This window comes from Hahella chejuensis KCTC 2396 (assembly GCF_000012985.1).
GTDB classification, from domain to species: Bacteria; Pseudomonadota; Gammaproteobacteria; order Pseudomonadales; family Oleiphilaceae; genus Hahella; species Hahella chejuensis.
On the sequence record NC_007645.1, the window covers coordinates 6668343 to 6684854 of the forward strand.

Genomic DNA, 16512 nt, shown 5'->3' on the forward strand with positions numbered 1-16512 from the left:
CCTCAAAACCCACTAACCTTCATACTCTTCAACACCAACTTCCAGTTCTCCATCGGGGTGCCTTCAAGGTTCAGTCTGCTGACCATGTAGTACAGACGCTGTGTGGCCACGCCGTTGGGGGTGGTGGTGAAGCGTTGTTTTAGCCAGTAGGGGGGGATGGATTGGTAGTAGAGGGTGGCTTTTACGCTGAGGGCGCCGGTGTTGACGCCGGATGGCAGGGTGACTTTGTAGGTCAGTGCGTCCTGGCCTTTGAAGCCGGGGCCCTGGTCCTGGTAGTCCGGGTCGTCGCCCACGCCATGGGGATCGGTGACGGCCATGAATTGTTCCATTACCTGCCCTTGTGGTTTGAACACGGTGGAGACGCGCCAGCCTTTGGGTAGCAGGCGGTTGTCTTTGGGGCTGTAGACGCGGTGGACGAAGCTGGTGGTGAATTCGTGTTGCGCGTTCTGGTTCAGCTCTTCGTAGATCTGCACCTGATTCTCCTGCGTGATCAGCTGATAGTGCGGCTGATAAGCGTCCGGGCTGGGCAGGAATTCGGTTTTCAGGGGGATGCCTTTGCCGTCCACGATGACGCCCACGGAGTTGGTGCGGCCGGAGCCCCACACCACTTTGTCGCCGTCCATCACCAGAAACTCCAGGAAAGCGCGGCGGAAGGCCACGCCGCTGGGGAAGCGGTGGCCGGTTTTGTTGGTGAGGGTGACGTTGGCGGTGAGCACGCCGTTGCTGACGCCCTCCACTTTCACGTCGATATCCACCGTCTCTTTCTGCGCCTGCAGAATCATATTGTCGATGGCCAGGTCCACGCCGTTGTCGGCGCCGGTCATGTAGTCGGTTTTATCCACGCCGAGAATGTCCGGGAACTGGTCGAACATCTCTAGCAGGAACACATTCAGGCCCACATGCTCGTGACGGTTGTAGTCCGGCCGCAGGGGAATGTCGATGTCTTCCAGCGGCAGGGTATGCTCCGCCGCGGGGAAGTTGGCGTCCTGAATCGCCGCGATCTGGGTGACGAGCTGGTCGATTTTGACGCTGCCGTCCAGAGTTTCGAAACCGCCGGGCATGTGACAGCCCTGACAGCTCTTGAAGTCTGAGTTGGGGTCATTCTCGCCCTGGGCGAAGGCGCTGTTCTGCCACTCCAGGAAGGTGGCCTGCTCAATGGTGTGCGGATAGTCTTTAAACGCCGGATTGGTTTCGGCGGCGTCCAGCACCGGATACGGATTCTGGGTCATGCCGATATTGGGCAGGTTGATGGTGTGGCAGGTTCCGCACATCTGCGAGTCTTTCATAAAGCCGTTATGCACCGGCTTCACGCCCAGCACATCCTCCATGGGACGCGTAGAGACATCCTTGAAGGGGCCGTAATACTCATCATCCGGCCCGCGCTCGAAGCGGCCGGTGGAATTGTGGAACAGGCCAAACGCCAGCTCTTTCGGCGTCAACGGCGTCAGCCAGCCAGGATTGGCGGGATTCCAGCTTGCGACCTGCTCGGCGGAGGGCTCGTTGATATGGTGACACACCGTGCAACTGATTCCCTCACGCGCCAGCTCGCCGTATTTGTGGTAGGCGTAGTCTGCGGGTTTGGGCTCGGCGGCGGAGAGCACCTGGGTAAGATAGAAGTAATCCACCTTGAAGTTGGGGTCGAGGGCCGGGTCGGTAGCGGCGTCGATTTCCAACTGGCGCTGTCCCATGGCGCCGTGGCAGCTCAGGCAGGTGTTGGTGATGGCGGTTTGCGTATCGGCGACGCTGCCTTTCAACGGCGTGGGGGTCATCAGCCCGTCCGCCGCCACATAAGCCATTTCGCTTTCCAGCTGCGAGTGGAAGATGGGATCGCGCCCGGCCAGCCCCATGGGCGACCAACGCCATTCCCCGTACTCGGAGACGTTAAAACCGTCGCCGTAATTAGGACCGGTCTGCAGGAACATGGTGACGCCATACGGCAAACCGCCCAGACCGCCATGACAGCCCAGACAGTTACTGGAAGTGATAAACGCTTCCGCGCCATCTGGACCGGGCACTACATGGTCGGCCCACTGCGACGGGAAAGGTTTCACCTTTAGATAGACGCTGCGCGCCAACTCAGGAAACTGCTTCAGAAACGCGCTGTTCGGATTAGGCAGGGCTTCGTTCTTCATCGGCAGCGCGGAGAGCTCCGCCTGCCCCATATGCTGACTGAGGAAGGCCTGCAGACCGGGTACTTCAGAGTCTTCCCAGGGGCGTTGTAATTCAGGAATTTCAAACACCGACTGGGCGTAGGGATCGTCTTTCAGCAACGACAGCGGGTAGTTGCTCATATGTTCCGGGCTGCGCCAGGACGTATCGACGAAAAAGCGCAGGGGATATTCTTCCGGGAAGAAACCTTCAATGTTGCGCAGCGCGCTGAAGGTGAACATATTCTCCGCCGAACCGTGGCAGCGCAGGCAGGGCGCGCCGAAGCTGGAATACGGGGCGTGGCTGTAATTATCCAACTGACTGTCCACCGCCTTCTCGACGGTCTGCCCTTCTCCCGGCGCACTGGGCCCGGCCCAGAACCAGCCGTCCTTGGAGCCGGCCTTGTCGCGCACCATTACCGTCCAGGCGGTGAGCAGTTTGCCCAGCATGGCTTCATAAGCGGCGGGATCGGCCTGATATTTGGGGTCTTTGGCGAGATCCTGATAGAGCACGCCGGGGGCGGTGTACATCTCTTTGATGATCATGGAGCCGTCGGGGATATCGCCCTGACGGCCGCCCTCCAGCCAGCGCATGACCTCCGGCGAGTAGAAAATGCGCACGGCGGGGTGAGTGCCAAAGTATTCGTTGCGAATGAACGGGCCGGTGTCGCGCACGCCTTTGTCGTGCTTCCAGCCGAGCTTCTTGTAATCGTATTGCATCAGCCAGGTGTAGAGGACTTTTTCATAGTCCCGCAGAGGCATGCTGGTGGGTAACGGGAGATCGGCGGGTTGGCCGTCGGACTGACTGGCGGATTGCGACCTTGGCGGGGAGTTGGCGCCCGTCTCCGGCGTGCGGCAACTGGCGAGCAGTAACGACAGACAAACCGATACGCCGCCGACGAGGGTCAGAACATCCTTACGCATAGCAACCTCCTCGCTATGTGAGCGCAACGCGACGGTCAACGCCGACGTCACGGCTCCTTTGCACCCATGGCAATCACTTTTTATCCCGACAACGCGCCGTTGCGGGGTCAGTCGCGCTTCATCCGATGCATCCCCCCTCCAGGATGTCGGCGACCTGACATTACAAAAGTTTTAGACCATGTTTGAAATTACGCAAGGCGGGAGATAACGGAAAAAAGGCGGGGAGGCCCTGCCGCGCAGAGCGATGGACATGCGCGGCGAACGGCCTGGAGAGGCGTTTACTCGTAGTCGACGGCGGAAGGATGTCTTTCGAAATAACGTTTGTAGAAATTTATGTAGTTGTTGTTGACTTTCATGGCGGTGATTTCGTCATAGCCCAGTTCCGTCGCTTCGTCGTCCCACAGCCCCTCGCCGTCAAAGCCGTTGACGAGCACGTAGTCGTCGTTCACTTCCGCCAGTTTGCCCATCAGGAACATCGGGTCTTGCGGGTTTTCGTCTTCCAGAATCAGGTAGTCGCAGCGCTGCCCCAGGGTGGACAAAGTCGTGCGCCAGTTGCTCAGGTCGCATTGGATGTCGAACTCAACCTTCTCATAGAGCCCCTCTTCCTTCAGCATTTGCGTCTGCAGGATATTGATGGCGCCCATGTAAACGTCGGTAATGTCATCCATGCGAATTACCATCAGACCGTCGAGGTTGAAGTCATACACGTACTGCAGCAGCACCAGCTCGTCGGAGTAATCCAGCACAAACGCCTGCAGGCAGTTTTCGTCCACGTCATCCCGTTCGATGGAGACCAGGGTTCCGTTTTCTTTGGCTTCTTTGATTTCTTCCAGCATAAATTTTCTCAAGATTATGGAGGACAGGCGGGTGAGTTATTTCGAGCGCCCGTCGTAGTGATTCACTTTCAACGCGTCCAGATCCACCCCTTCCAGACAGCGGGCGTTGATCGCCGCCATCTTGGCGCCGGAGGGGTCGGTTCCCTCCCCGAAAGGATGAATGCCGCAGGTGGGGCAAAATCGATGCTGGATAACGTGGGTGTTGAAGGTATAGGTGCTCATGGCGTTTTCCCCGGACGTCAGCGTCAACTGCGCCCGCGGCACGAACCACAGCAATGACCCCTTACGGGAACAAATGGAACAATTACACGCTAAAACTTCCGTCAGTTCGCCTTCCACTTCAAATGCGATTTTGCCGCAGTGACAACTGCCTTTGTAGTTCATAGTGGCTCCTTGAGTTTTGTTGCGGTCAATCTCTATTCAGTTATCCAGCCAGACGTTACGCAACGCCCGGATGTATACGGAATGAGGTTCGTCTTCATCCGCATTTCGTCTTTATCCAAACAAAGAAGGCCATCCTCCTGCAAAACGCCTTTCTGAACAAGTGCTGCGATGACAGCGTCGGTGCGATCGGGGTAGGCGAGATAATCTTTACGCTGACCGGAACGAAACGGCCAGTCGTCATAGGTGTCGGAAACAAACTGAATGTCGTCGCCGATATTATTCATCAGATACCAGCACACCATGGTCGCCGAGACCGGATGGCCAGTGATTTCATTTTGGGTACTGACGGGAAGATGGGCGAACGTGATGCGTTCTTTCTTGGTCTGGTTGACAAGTTCGTAGCCGACGGACATAGGCGCTCTCGCAAAGATTGTTCAGGCATATAAGCCGCCCCCCACCCCGCTTCCGCAGAAGACGAGGGGGAGGAAAGCTGCTTCAGCGCATCGCGCCGACGCTTAGCCTAACAATCCAGGCGCGCGCCGACTACAGCAGGCGCAGGAAGGCGAACACGTCCAGGAAGCTGATGCGGCCGTCTTCGTTCAAGTCGTACTGACGGTTATCGTCATTGACTGAACGGAACAGTTGCTTCAGCAGCATGAGCAGGTCGCGGCCATCCACATCGCCGTCGCCGTCGAAGTCGCCTTTCACTTCTTCTTTGACGCCGTCGAGGCTGATCTCGACGATCACCGGATCATGGTCGGAAGAGCGGAACGCATCCGGACTGTACAGGCTGAGCACCTGAGCGTCGGTTTTGAATTCCACGTTGTAGTCCAGCGCGCGAGGCTCGTCGCCATTGATGTGCCATTCGGAAACGCCGACGACCTGGGACCTGAGCGACTCGCTCGCCAAAGCATGGTCCAGATAGCCGGTTTCACCGGAGAACACGTAGGAATAAGCTGCGTCGCCATTCAACTCCGCCAACAGATTGTGATACCCCTGCGTCTGCAGCGCCATGATGGGATCTTCCTTGGCGTAGGCGTTAAGGTCGCCGATGATCAGCACGTCCGCATCTTCCGCGCCGGTAGGATCGCTCGCCAGCCAGTCCGCCAGCGCCACCGCCGCTTCACTGCGTTTTGCGTTGTAGCAGCCCTGGCCGTCGCCTTGGTCCTGGTTGTCGCCTTCCGCGTTAGTGCAGCCTTTGGATTTGAAGTGGTTGACCACCACCGTGATCTTGCCGTCGTTATCATTCAGAGAGAACGTCTGCGCCAGAGGCTGACGGTTGAAGTTATCAAACGGATAGCTGCTCAGGGACTTGGCGGCGCCGGCCGGAGTTACTTTATCCGCCTTGTAGATCATGCCGACGGCGATCTCATCGCCGCCCAGTGCGGACAGACCGGGATTGACGACCGCATAGTTTGCGCCCGCCGCATTCAGACGATTGACCAGATCCTGAATCGCGGAGTCTGCGCCGTAACCGTCGTTTTCAATCTCCATCAGACCCACGACATCCGCGTCCATGGCCAACAGAGCCGCTACGGTTTTCGCCGCCTGACGCTCCAGCTCTTCCGCTGTGGTAGCGCCGCGAGAAGTGGGGAAGCCGCCGCCCTGACCGTCGCCGTTGAAGTAGTTAAGCACGTTGAAGCTGGCCACTTTCAGGTTGCCGGCGCCGGTGGTCACAGGCGCGTCGGTGCGAGGGTTTTCCGCCACAAACGCCGGCGTGACGGTGGGATACATACGGTATACGGAGAAGCTGTAGCTGATGACGCCAGTGACTTCGTTCACCTTGTCACCCACACGCAGGGTGTTGAGCGCGCTCAGTTCCGGCGCGGGGAAGGGAATCACCGCCGGGTTCTGTTTGGTGCTGCCGTCGTCCAACACCAGCTGGTTCAGGGCGTTGGCCGCCGCCACCGCCGCCGCCTCTTCTCCCGGCGTCGCTAAATGCGTAGGGATATAACGACGGCCATTACCCAGCAGGACCTCGCCGTAGCGGCCCAGGTTATAGACTTCGTTGACGGTCCAGGGCTGCGCGGAAGTCACCAGCATGCCTTCCACTTTTTCCAGCGCGTCGGCGCTGTCCAGAGGCAGAGACACCTGTGCGGGAGTCACTTGATTGTCGCCGCCGCACACTTTAATCGCCTGCACCGCGTTCACTTCGGTCAGATCGTAGTATTCGGTCACCGAGCCCAGCACCCGCACTTTCTGGCCGACGCTCACGTCCAGCACTGACGCGTCTGCATAGACCAACACGCCTTCGGAGGTCTTGTCGTTACCGTCCTGGTCCGCGTCCTCTTCCTGCACGAAGAAGCCCTTTTGCTCATCCGCGCCTTGCAAGTCCGCCGTCACTACCGCTTCCAGCACTACCTGCTGGCCATTCAACGGCGAACTTGCGCCGTCGCCCTGAATCGCGCTGATCAAAGTGGCGGGATCTCCGCACTCGCCGATTTCACCGGGTTCGCCGCCCGGATCGGTGGGACCGTCGCCATAGGAACCCAGGCCGTCAAAGGTGTCGTTGGCATAACCGTCCCATTGCAGGGTGGGGTCGTAGGCGTCGTAGGGGTCGTTGTCGCCGGCTTCCACGTCGGATTTACGACGCATCGTGTTATTGGCGGTGCTGACGTCGCCGCTGCCCCACTCACTGCCGGGGTCCACGCCGATCTGGCCAATGGAGTCCACCGCTGCGCCGCCTTTCAGCAACAGGATGGCGTCATCGCCGTTGAAAAAGCCGCCGCCGCTGGTTAGATCCGCCTGCGTCAGAATCGCCGGATCGGCGCTGCTGTGTGCGATGACGTAGACGTCTCCCGCCGCCAGGGTTCCACTGAGATTCAACGTCACGCCCGCACTGGAGGAGCCGTTAAAATACATCTGCACTTCATAGGCGCTCAGGTCAACGTCGGCGCTGGTTCCGTTATAGATTTCCAATGCTTTGTTGTTGCTGGAGCCTTCCACATACTCAGAGAAAAAGAGGTCCGCCGCTGCGTGGACCGCGCCGGTATGGAGCATCGCCATGCCCAATAACAGCGCGGATACCCTGAACCTTGGCTTGGTAGTCATGTTTGTTCCCTTTTTACTTTATTTATTATCGAGTTATCCCCACCCGTTTTCTCTAACGGGCAGGCTTAGTCTAGCTTATCGGCGGACGCTGATTATGCGATCTGATCCGGATTCCGGATATTTACCTTGAGACGCGGACGCAGATAGTTGCGACCGTCAGGCGCTCCAGCCTGGAAATCATCGAACCGTCGGGGAGGAAGTCGTTTCCGGGAAAACCTGTCTAATGAAACAGGAAACCGGTGACAGGTTTACGCGAAACAGATGACAAAAATGTGACGAACTATCTGGAAAATCAGAGGATTAAGAGAGATATGATTAGAGCTGCGGGCAGGAAGAAGGTGACGGACGAGGGAAGCTAAGGACGGCCTGGCCGTCCCCTATAACGCATACTCCTGATAAAGACGGTTGGCCACGCCATGCATGACGCCATGACGGGCGGCCAGACGTTTGCGGTCCTTGTCGTAACCGCCGCCGATAACGCAGGCCACCGGGACGCCGCGCTCCAGGCACTGACGGATGACATACTCATCCCGCTCCGCGATATCCGCGTCTTTGAGATGCAAATGCCCCAGCACATCATCGTCGTGCACGTCGACGCCGGCGTCGTACAGCACAAAGTCCGGCTGGGTCAGGTCAAAGATATAAGGCAGCCAGTGCTCCATGGTTTGCATGTAGGCGCGGCCGTCGGAGCCCCGGTCCAGCTCAATATCGAAATCACTGTGCGCCTTGCGATAGGGAAAGTTCTGCCGACAGTGAAAGGAGCAGGTGAAGATATCCGGATCGTCCGTGAGGATGCGCGCCGTGCCGTCACCCTGATGCACATCGCAGTCGATGATCAGCACCCGCGACGCCTCGCCTCCGCGCACCAGCACTCGCGCCGCCACCGCCAGATCATTGAACACGCAAAAGCCGCTGCCGTGATCATAATGCGCATGATGGGTGCCGCCCGCCAGGTGCGCCACCAAGCCGTATTTCAACGCCAGTCGCGCGGTCAGCAAGGTGCCGCCCACCGCCCGGAAAGTCCGCGTGCAGACGCCTTCCGACCAGGGCAAACCGATCTGACGCATGTGTTTGGCGGACAGTTCTCCGTGGCGAAAATCGCGCACGTAATCCGCGCAGTGCGCCAGGGCGATGTCTTCCTGGGTCGCCGCTTCCGGCGTAAACAGGTTGGCGTCCGTCAGCACGCCCTCCGCGCGCAGGAACTCCGCCAACAGGCGGAACTTTTCCATGGGGAAACGGTGACCGGCGGGAATTTCAGGACTGTATTCGGGGTGATAAACCAGCGGAACCTTTGCCATACAACCAATATCATCTCTTACGGGCGGCGCATGCGCCCAAACTCTTAATCAGGCAGCCAAATAGCTTCCTTCTATTTGTCTGCAACGACAGGGCCTGCACAGGTCAGGCCCTGTCTCCTGCGGATTGTCGCCGCGCAGGCGCATCCATGCGCCTGATGATTAACATGCCAATACCATTGCCATATTAATAGCTTGAAACACCCTCGTCCTTCCCCCATCTAGCATGGAGTTCAAACATTCAGGGCGATAAAGAAATGAGCGATACATTACAGGTTGTCTGTCCCCATTGCGACACCACCAACCGGGTTCCCGCAGCCAAACTCACCGCTGGCGGCAAATGCGGCCGCTGCAAACACCCCTTGTTCGCAGGACATCCCGTCGCCCTCGGACAGAATAACTTCGGCAAGCACCTGCAGGCCAGCGACCTGCCCCTGCTGGTGGACTTCTGGGCGCCCTGGTGCGGCCCCTGCAAAATGTTCGCGCCGATTTTCGAGCAGGCCGCCGCGCAATTGGAGCCTGCCGTGCGTTGCGTGAAAGTGGATACGGAGAGCAACCCGCAACTGGCTCAACAATTCCAGATCCGCAGCATCCCCACCCTGGCGATCTTCAAAAAAGGCGTGGAAGTCGCCCGCATTTCCGGAGCGCTGCAGGGTCCGCAACTGGTCCAATGGGTTCGGGAGAATTTGTAAAGCCCTTTCTTTTATCCCCGCTCCTGTTGTCGACGGGAGCGCTACTTGTCCATCAACGACGCATGATTTCTGTATGAGTAGATTTGCCAGCGACAGAAGAGAAAGCTTGGCTTAAACATTCTGATTCATACGTTCACTCTACCGGGTAACAGGAAGGGGTTTCTGAGAGCTCTTTTCCTGGTGCTGCTGGCTTTTCTTTTTTGCCCATTCAGCAGCTTCACGCCCTAAGCGCTCCAGTCCCTCAGTCGTATCCAGCTCCCGCGCCCATTGCTCCATTTGAAACTCAGTCAGAGCATTTTTAGACTTCTTTTTAGCCTCTTTCGTATCCGCCATTAGCCCCCCCAATAACAACACTACTTGCGTTCTCACATCTTATACCAGTGATCCTTTGAAGCGTAACCCGGACTTTCAGGCTATTAATCTAGACGCCAATTCGAATTTTGCTGGCTAAGTTTTTTAGTTCGTAGTCCAGCAGAGAGGTAGCGTCTTCGCCTCCTGAATCTGAAAAAAACCGCCTGTCTAACTATTGATCTAACTGGTCAAAAAATATTTCTTTTTTCATATTTCTGAAAAATCAATCAGTTATATTTCCTCGTAAAAAAATACGGAATATTTTGACGCATTTCATAAAAAGTCAGCGCTTACTATTGCATTGTCCCGCGGGAACGCATATCCAATGTTTGCCGGCTGTTTTATCGTCAGCGCACATTGAGAAACTAAACTAATAAGAAGAACACAGAGTCGTGACTACCAAAAATATTATCTGGATGGTTGCCGTTCTATCGATATGTCTGTCTAGCAAAGGATGGTCTATGTCTATTTTCGATATCGGAAAGGTCTGTCTCGCTTCAGAAATGTCGGCCGTCGTCACCCTCAACGGCGAGCCTGTCGCCGACGCGCAGGTGCAGCGCACGCTGACCTGGGGGAGCGATGAAACCGCGGTTGAAGAAACCGCCACCGACGCTCAGGGCCGCTTCCAATTTCCCGCTTATTATTCCCGCACTGTATCCAAATACTTACCTGGTCAACCCGTCATCCATCAAAGAATGATCATTCGTCATGACGGTCAGGAATATCTCGCCTGGACGACCAGCAAATTAAGTTTCGATGAAGATTCCGAACTCGGCAAAGGCGTCAAGATTCGTCTTAAGTGCGACCTCGCCGACGAGGAGTCCGTCAAGGAAGGTCGCTCCTATGTAGTCAAGGGCATATGCCAATTGGAATGACCGAATAACCAAAACAAAAGCAGTCATTACAGGGGAAATCAGTCGTGGCAGTTCTAACTCCATCTGAGGCGGCGTACGCTGCAGAGCGTTCGTACCGCATCATTCATGAACGAGACGTCAGTCTTTTCGGCAGCAAACTGGCGGATAAGTTCGCTCTCACCAATGAGTCGCGCTTCGAAGGCGTCGCCGGCGCGTCCATTTTCAAATATCAATCTGGATTCGGTCTCGCCGCCCGGGGGGTGAGCGATATCTGCAACGAGTTCCGCGACGACGCGTTTATCGTCACTCGCGGCACTGACGCCACCAACTTCCGGGATATTCTGACCGACGCGCATACGTCCGTGCAGCGCTCCAGCAGCGGCAACTTCGTGCATACGGGGTTCAACACCACTTTCAAATCCTTCGAACAGGATATGCGCAATTTCTTCCGCGGCTACAATCCGCGGCGGGTGCATTGCGTAGGTCACAGCCTGGGCGGCGCACTGGCGTCACTGATCTCGGAGTGGCTGGTGGAGAACAACGTGGCGGAACCGGTGCTGTACACCTTCGGCAGTCCACGGGTAGGCTCGTCCGGCTTCGCCTCCAACCTCACCCGCCAGGTGAACGCCGCGAATATCTATCGCGTCGCCCACAGTACGGACCCGGTGCCCTGGATACCGACCTGGCCGTTCTATCATGTGCCCACCCCCGGAACGGAATGCTTCATCGACTGCGGGATGAACTTCGCCTCCAAGAACCACTTGATGGATCACTATATTGATTCGGTGGAAGGCAAGACCTGGGAATCCCTGAAAGTCAGACAACCCGGCGCCAGCCTGACGGACGATGTGGAGAAGTGGCTGAAATCGGATGGTCCCATCTCCTTCACCGTCAACTCCTTCAAAATGATCAACAAAGCGCTGATCTGGGTATTGAAGAAAGTGCTGCACGGCGCAGGTATCGTAATCAACGTCGCTCTGGCGGCGGGGCTGACCGTCATGGATCAGTTGGCGATGCTGCTGGAACAGGCGGTGCGCATGGGTAAAGAGATGGCGGGACTGGTGGAGCGCCTGATTCTGAAGATGCTCAACGCGGTGGGTTACGCCATTTCCAAGGTGGAAAGCATCACCGTGAACTTCCTGCGCTGGACCCTGAAGGTATTCACCTCCTTCATGTACAACCTGGCCCGCAGAGCGGCGGACGCGGTTCGCCTGAGACGCTAATCCGTCTGCGTCAGAGATGCGTCCGTCCCTATGGGCGGGCGCGTTAACGCATACAGGCTGGCGTCCACTTTGCCGGCGTTGGCGTAGATGCGCAGGTTACCGCCCATGGCGTTTACTTCTGTGTTGGTGGGATTCTGGTACACGGCCGCGCGAAACTGTGGGTATTGAATATCCGGGGCGTTAAAGAGCTTGTGGCGAAGACAGAATTCGAACAATCCGGGAAGAGTAAAGACCAGCTCATTCCCTTCCTCCCGCAGCGCGCCGTCAAACTCCGCAATCCAGCCGGACAGCATCGCATCTGCATGCAGATAGCGGCGAAATACCGCCAAAATGTCAGAAAATAAGGTCATTTTCTCTCCTTTTCTCCCTCATTCTTTCTATGTCCGCCAAAGACGCTCTGTTCCTCCCCCGCACTCCTCCGACGAATCCCCGACGACGAAGGAGCAGACCTGTCGTTTTTGGGGCTATTCTGCCTGGACGACGGTTGTTTGTCCGTCGCTAATAATAAATCCATCATCCCTTTTACCTTCAGGCGGTATCCCTATGTCCAAGTCCGTATTGGTCGTCGGCGGCGCGTCCCTCAACACCCTGATTCATTTGGATAACTTCCCGCAACCCCAGCCTCAGACCCTGCTCGCCAAAGGCAGCTATCAGGCGGTCGGCGGCACTGGCGCCGGCAAGGCGTTCAACCTCAAGCAGCTGGGCATGGATGTGCGACTGCATATGCTTCTCGGTAAAGACGAAGCCGGCCACGCCATTCTGCGGGAATGCCGTCGTCGCGACCTGCCCTGCATCGTTGAACTGATCGATCAACCCACGGAACAGCACACCAACCTGATGGCCGCCGACGGCGGACGCATTTCCATCTTCACCCATCCCTCCGCAGACGAGGCGCCGCTGCATTGGAGCGAACTGGACCCGGCGCTGAAACAATGCGACATCGCCGCCGTCAGCATTCTCAACTATACCCGGCCGGTGTTGGCGCGGGCGCGGGAGTTAGGCAAGCCGCTATGGATCGACCTGCACGACTACGACGGCGTCAACCCGCATCATGAAGAGTTCATTCAAGCAGCGGATGCGCTGTTTCTGTCCAGCGACAATCTTCCGGATTACCGTCCTTTCATGGCGCAGCAAGTGGCCGCAGGCAAGGATTTTGTCGTCTGTACTCACGGGGCGCGCGGCAGTACCGCCCTGGATGCGGCGGGGAACTGGTATGAGCAAGATATTGCAGAAGGCTTTGAGCTGGTGGACAGCAACGGCGCCGGAGACGCGTTTTTCAGCGGCTTTCTCTACGCCTACTCTCAGGGCTGGGACATGAATCGTCGGTTACGGGCGGGAACCCTGGCGGCGGCGTTTTGCATTACGTCCACCCAACTGGCGTCGGACCTGCTCTCAGCGGCGGCGCTGGAGCAGGACCATCTATCCGCGCAGGATCAGAACTGAGCTTTCAGAGACAGATAATAGCGACGTCCGTCTTCATTGATTTCATAGCTCTGCTCGCGATCCACCTGTTTGTCCGCCAGGTTCAGCACGCCAGCGCCGACGGAGAAATGCTCGTTGATCGCGTACAGAGATTGCAGATCGAAGGTGGCGTATTCCGGCAGCTTGATCAGCTCGGACCCATCGCGGGAAATGTAGGCGTACTGCTCTCCCACATAATTGCCGGTCAGCCCCAGATCCCACTGATCGCTGACGGACCAGCCCAGTTTCACCGTCCCGGAGTGACGCGGACGATACAGCAGGGGTTTGGCGTCCTGCCCCGCGCTGATGTCCTTGGCGTCCAGGTAGGTGTAGCTGGCGCGCACATCCAGGTCGGCGGTCAGGTTGTAGCGGAATGAGGCCTCAACGCCTTCGGTCTTCACTTTGCTGACGTTCTGGTAGGCGAATATCGGGCGCCCGTCGGGCAGGAAGCCGACAAAGTTATCGAAGGTCGGGGCCAGATCCGGATCGCGGGTGCGGCTGGAAATGTCGATCATGTCCTCGATATCGTTGCGGAAGACGGTGAGCGAGCCGCCCCACTCTGAATAGTCGAAGCGCACGCCGATTTCCTTGCTTTCGCTGGTTTCCGGCTTCAGTTCGTCGGAGCCGACGATATAGCATCCCGCCGTGGCGCTGCCGCAGGAGGCGGAGCCCCAATTGGGACTGTTCTGCAGCAACGTAGGCGCGCGAAACGCCTTGCCCCAACCGCCTTTCACGCTGATTTCATCGTTCAGCAGATACACCAGATACGCCCGTGGGCTGTTGTGGTTGCCGAAGTTTTCGTGGTGATCCAGACGGTTGCCCAAAGTCAGCAACAGGTCGTCGCGCAACATGAACTCGTCTTCAATGAACAGCGCCTGTTGTCTGACGTCAGTGGAGTCGGACTCGCCGAAGGAATCCGTCCCCGGTCTGCCCGTCAGCGTGGAAGGATCTTTCAGTTTTTGATAGCGCGCTTCCGCCCCCAAGGTCAGGGTTTGCGCCCAGGCGTCGATGGGCAGCGTCACGCGGCCGTCGATGCTGGCGTTGTGCGCCTTGTTGGGGTTGGTCTGGCCGCCGATATTGCCGGTGTTGTTCTCGATGCGGTCGCCATACACCTTGATTTCAGTATCGCCGAAACTCCATTTGCCTTTGTGGGTCAGCGCCACACCGAGGCGGTCGAGATCCTGTTCATCGTGCTCCCGGGAGGAGCTTTCCAGCGCCAGACTGACGTTCTGCGTATCGCTGGCGGCCCAGGTCAGTTCGCCGTTCAGCGCGTGGTTGTCGTTCTTGGCGAACCCTTCCAGCGGTTCGCCGCCGCTCTCCGGGTCTGGATTCACTTCGCCATCGGCCTCGCGGCGATCCACACTGCCGAATAGCTTCACGCCCAGGCTTTTCTCCGCCAGCGGACCGCTGACATAAAAGCCCAGCTTGCGGCTGTCGCCGGCGGCGCTGTCTTCCTGCACGACCGTATCCACGGTGACGGAGCCATGCCACTGTTCGCTCACCGGTTTGGTGATGATGTTAATCACCCCGCCGATAGCGTCGGAGCCATACAGCGAAGACATGGGACCACGAATCACTTCGACTCTGTCGATGGCTTCGACGGGTATCCAGCCGGTGTCGAAGTCATTGCCGCGAAACACCGCCGAGGTGCTGTCCACGCGACGCCCGTCGATCAGCATCAACACATAGGCGCGATCCAGGCCGCGCAGTTGCAGGGTGCGGCGGTTAGTGGCTCCGCTGACGGTGACGCCTTCGATCTCCCCCAACGCATCCACCAGATCATGCACCGGTTTCGCCTGCAGTTCCTCACCACTGATAACACTGACGCTGGCCGGCGCTGTCGCTTCATCCTGGCCTTTGCCGGAGGCGGTCACCACCACCGGCTGCAATACCTGGACACCCTCCCGGGATTCCGCCGCGGTGGCGGAAGCGGCGGCGAGACCACAGGTTCCGAACAACGCTAAAGAGCGAACGAGCATACGATGCGAACTGTTTTTCATGACTGCTGCTACCGATAAAAAAACTGAAATGAAATATTGCGAAGAAACCAGCGCCGGGGCGCGTCTTCGGGGGTGGCGTCGGAATGACAGCGAGGGTCAGGCGTTATCCAAGTCTGGAAATGAGTCAGGAGTCCGCTGCGAGCATGCATACAAGTGTGCGTCGCGGATGACGGCGCGCTGTCCTTACGAGCGGGGCCAGACTATTGCAAATGAGAATCATTGTCAAATGACAAAAAATCGTCTTATCTGTAGAATCTTTTCTCCGTATAACAAGCGACTACAGCCGCCTGACCCTATTCAAAGTAACCACAAGGCATATAAACGATTCGTGAACCACCGCGACTCTTCTCTCCCTGTCCACGAGCCCGCCACCGAGGCCCTGGCGTCATTGCTGACGCAATACCAGGTTGTCGGGATCGGCGACGCCCATGGCGTGGAGGCCGTGCTGCAGTGGCTTACCGACAGTCTGAATCGTCCCGACATCGCGCCCTTGCTGGATACCATCGTGGTGGAATTCGCCGCCGGTCGGCGCCAGTCGCTGCTGGATGATTATCTGCTCGGCGCGCCGGGACTTGAGGACAAGATCGACGCTGTTTGCCACGATACTCTGTATTTTTGCGCCTGGTTCGCCGATGTTTACCGAAGATTTTTTCAGGCGCTGCGACGCATCAATCAACGGCTGTCGCAATCCCGCCTCCGGGTCCTGGCGGCGGACCCGCCCTTCGACTGGCGCGCCGTCGACGCCGGGCGCCAATGGCGAGAGGCCAATCACAGCCGGGAAGCTCATTACCAGGATTTGATTGAGCGGGAGATCATCGTCCCCAACCGACGCGCGCTGCTGGTCTTCGGGGCGTTTCATCTGCTGCGCAATTGTCCTGGGGGCAGCCTGCAGGCATTGAACGGGCCGCCCCTGGCCAGTCGTCTGCGCGGCGTCGATCCCACACAGTGTTTCTACCTCTGGCCCCACTTTGGTCATCGGCCGGAGGTCGATGCGGTAAGGGAACTTGAAGGTTGGTCTGCGCCAGCGCTGGTGCGCACCGAGTTCAGCGAGCTTGGCGCTCTGCCGTTTGGCGCGCTCAGCAACCGGGCTCCCTCTCTCGTCGAGCGACCTGTGCGGGAACTGTTCGACGGCTACCTGTTTCTCGGCTCGGTCCGTAAGCACACCCACCTCCCTCGTCAGAAAGACGATCCGGGCTGGCTGGCTGAAATGCGCCGCCGCGCCAACCTGCCGCCAACCCCACATCGCGAGCGTTTTTTAAACGCCATCGCCGCAACATAGACCAATCCAGTAACG

14 protein-coding genes are annotated in these 16512 nt (G+C 57.9%); 5 read left to right on the top strand and 9 right to left on the bottom strand.

Features of this window, described 5'->3' with window-relative positions:
• Positions 1 to 2: 2 nt before the first annotated feature.
• The 6 genes from HCH_RS29535 to HCH_RS29560 all read right to left on the bottom strand — a co-directional run bounded on the left by HCH_RS29535 (position 3) and on the right by HCH_RS29560 (position 8640).
• Positions 3 to 3071 carry a hypothetical protein gene (locus HCH_RS29535; protein ID WP_011400238.1) on the bottom strand — a complete coding sequence of 1023 codons (3069 nt, stop codon included), beginning with the start codon at positions 3069 to 3071 and terminating at the stop codon, positions 3 to 5.
• Positions 3072 to 3349: 278 nt separating this feature from the next.
• On the bottom strand, positions 3350 to 3907 hold the full coding sequence (locus HCH_RS29540) for a hypothetical protein (RefSeq protein WP_011400239.1): 558 nt from the start codon (positions 3905 to 3907) through the stop codon (positions 3350 to 3352).
• Positions 3908 to 3943: 36 nt separating this feature from the next.
• The gene (locus HCH_RS29545; protein ID WP_011400240.1) at positions 3944 to 4291 is read right to left on the bottom strand and encodes a GFA family protein; all 348 of its coding nucleotides are present in this window, start codon (positions 4289 to 4291) and stop codon (positions 3944 to 3946) included.
• A 32-nt stretch (positions 4292 to 4323) separates the two neighbouring features.
• Positions 4324 to 4704 carry a hypothetical protein gene (locus HCH_RS29550; RefSeq protein ID WP_011400241.1) on the bottom strand — a complete coding sequence of 127 codons (381 nt, stop codon included), beginning with the start codon at positions 4702 to 4704 and terminating at the stop codon, positions 4324 to 4326.
• A 130-nt stretch (positions 4705 to 4834) separates the two neighbouring features.
• On the bottom strand, positions 4835 to 7342 hold the full coding sequence (locus tag HCH_RS29555; protein WP_011400242.1) for an ExeM/NucH family extracellular endonuclease: 2508 nt from the start codon (positions 7340 to 7342) through the stop codon (positions 4835 to 4837).
• A gap of 377 nt (positions 7343 to 7719) precedes the next feature.
• On the bottom strand, positions 7720 to 8640 hold the full coding sequence (locus HCH_RS29560) for a histone deacetylase family protein (RefSeq protein ID WP_011400243.1): 921 nt from the start codon (positions 8638 to 8640) through the stop codon (positions 7720 to 7722).
• A gap of 254 nt (positions 8641 to 8894) precedes the next feature.
• Between HCH_RS29560 and trxC the strand changes: the two genes are divergently transcribed.
• Complete coding sequence (trxC, locus tag HCH_RS29565) at positions 8895 to 9329, top strand: thioredoxin TrxC (protein WP_011400244.1); 435 nt, start codon at positions 8895 to 8897, stop codon at positions 9327 to 9329.
• A 138-nt stretch (positions 9330 to 9467) separates the two neighbouring features.
• On the opposite strand, the gene HCH_RS29570 is transcribed toward trxC, so the two are convergent.
• Positions 9468 to 9662 (bottom strand): hypothetical protein, encoded by a 195-nt coding sequence (locus HCH_RS29570; RefSeq protein ID WP_148212691.1) that lies wholly within the window; start codon positions 9660 to 9662, stop codon positions 9468 to 9470.
• Positions 9663 to 10141: 479 nt separating this feature from the next.
• Between HCH_RS29570 and HCH_RS29575 the strand changes: the two genes are divergently transcribed.
• Together HCH_RS29575 and HCH_RS32810 are read left to right on the top strand one after the other, a co-directional pair.
• Positions 10142 to 10555 (top strand): DUF6795 domain-containing protein, encoded by a 414-nt coding sequence (locus tag HCH_RS29575; RefSeq protein WP_011400246.1) that lies wholly within the window; start codon positions 10142 to 10144, stop codon positions 10553 to 10555.
• A gap of 44 nt (positions 10556 to 10599) precedes the next feature.
• The gene (locus HCH_RS32810; RefSeq protein ID WP_011400247.1) at positions 10600 to 11757 is read left to right on the top strand and encodes a lipase family protein; all 1158 of its coding nucleotides are present in this window, start codon (positions 10600 to 10602) and stop codon (positions 11755 to 11757) included.
• Here the strand turns inward: HCH_RS32810 and HCH_RS29585 are convergent.
• Entirely contained in the window at positions 11754 to 12107 is a 354-nt protein-coding gene (locus HCH_RS29585; RefSeq protein ID WP_011400248.1) for a hypothetical protein, read from the bottom strand. The genes HCH_RS32810 and HCH_RS29585 overlap by 4 nt on opposite strands.
• A 193-nt stretch (positions 12108 to 12300) precedes the next feature.
• Between HCH_RS29585 and HCH_RS29590 the strand changes: the two genes are divergently transcribed.
• Complete coding sequence (locus HCH_RS29590; protein ID WP_041599018.1) at positions 12301 to 13200, top strand: carbohydrate kinase family protein; 900 nt, start codon at positions 12301 to 12303, stop codon at positions 13198 to 13200.
• On the opposite strand, the gene HCH_RS29595 is transcribed toward HCH_RS29590, so the two are convergent.
• The gene (locus HCH_RS29595) at positions 13191 to 15218 is read right to left on the bottom strand and encodes a catecholate siderophore receptor CirA (protein ID WP_011400250.1); all 2028 of its coding nucleotides are present in this window, start codon (positions 15216 to 15218) and stop codon (positions 13191 to 13193) included. The two genes, HCH_RS29590 and HCH_RS29595, sit on opposite strands and share 10 nt — an antisense overlap.
• 328 nt (positions 15219 to 15546) lie before the next feature.
• On the opposite strand from HCH_RS29595, the gene HCH_RS29600 reads away from it, so the two are divergent.
• Positions 15547 to 16497 (top strand): hypothetical protein, encoded by a 951-nt coding sequence (locus HCH_RS29600; RefSeq protein ID WP_041599019.1) that lies wholly within the window; start codon positions 15547 to 15549, stop codon positions 16495 to 16497.
• The last annotated feature ends 15 nt before the right edge of the window (positions 16498 to 16512 follow it).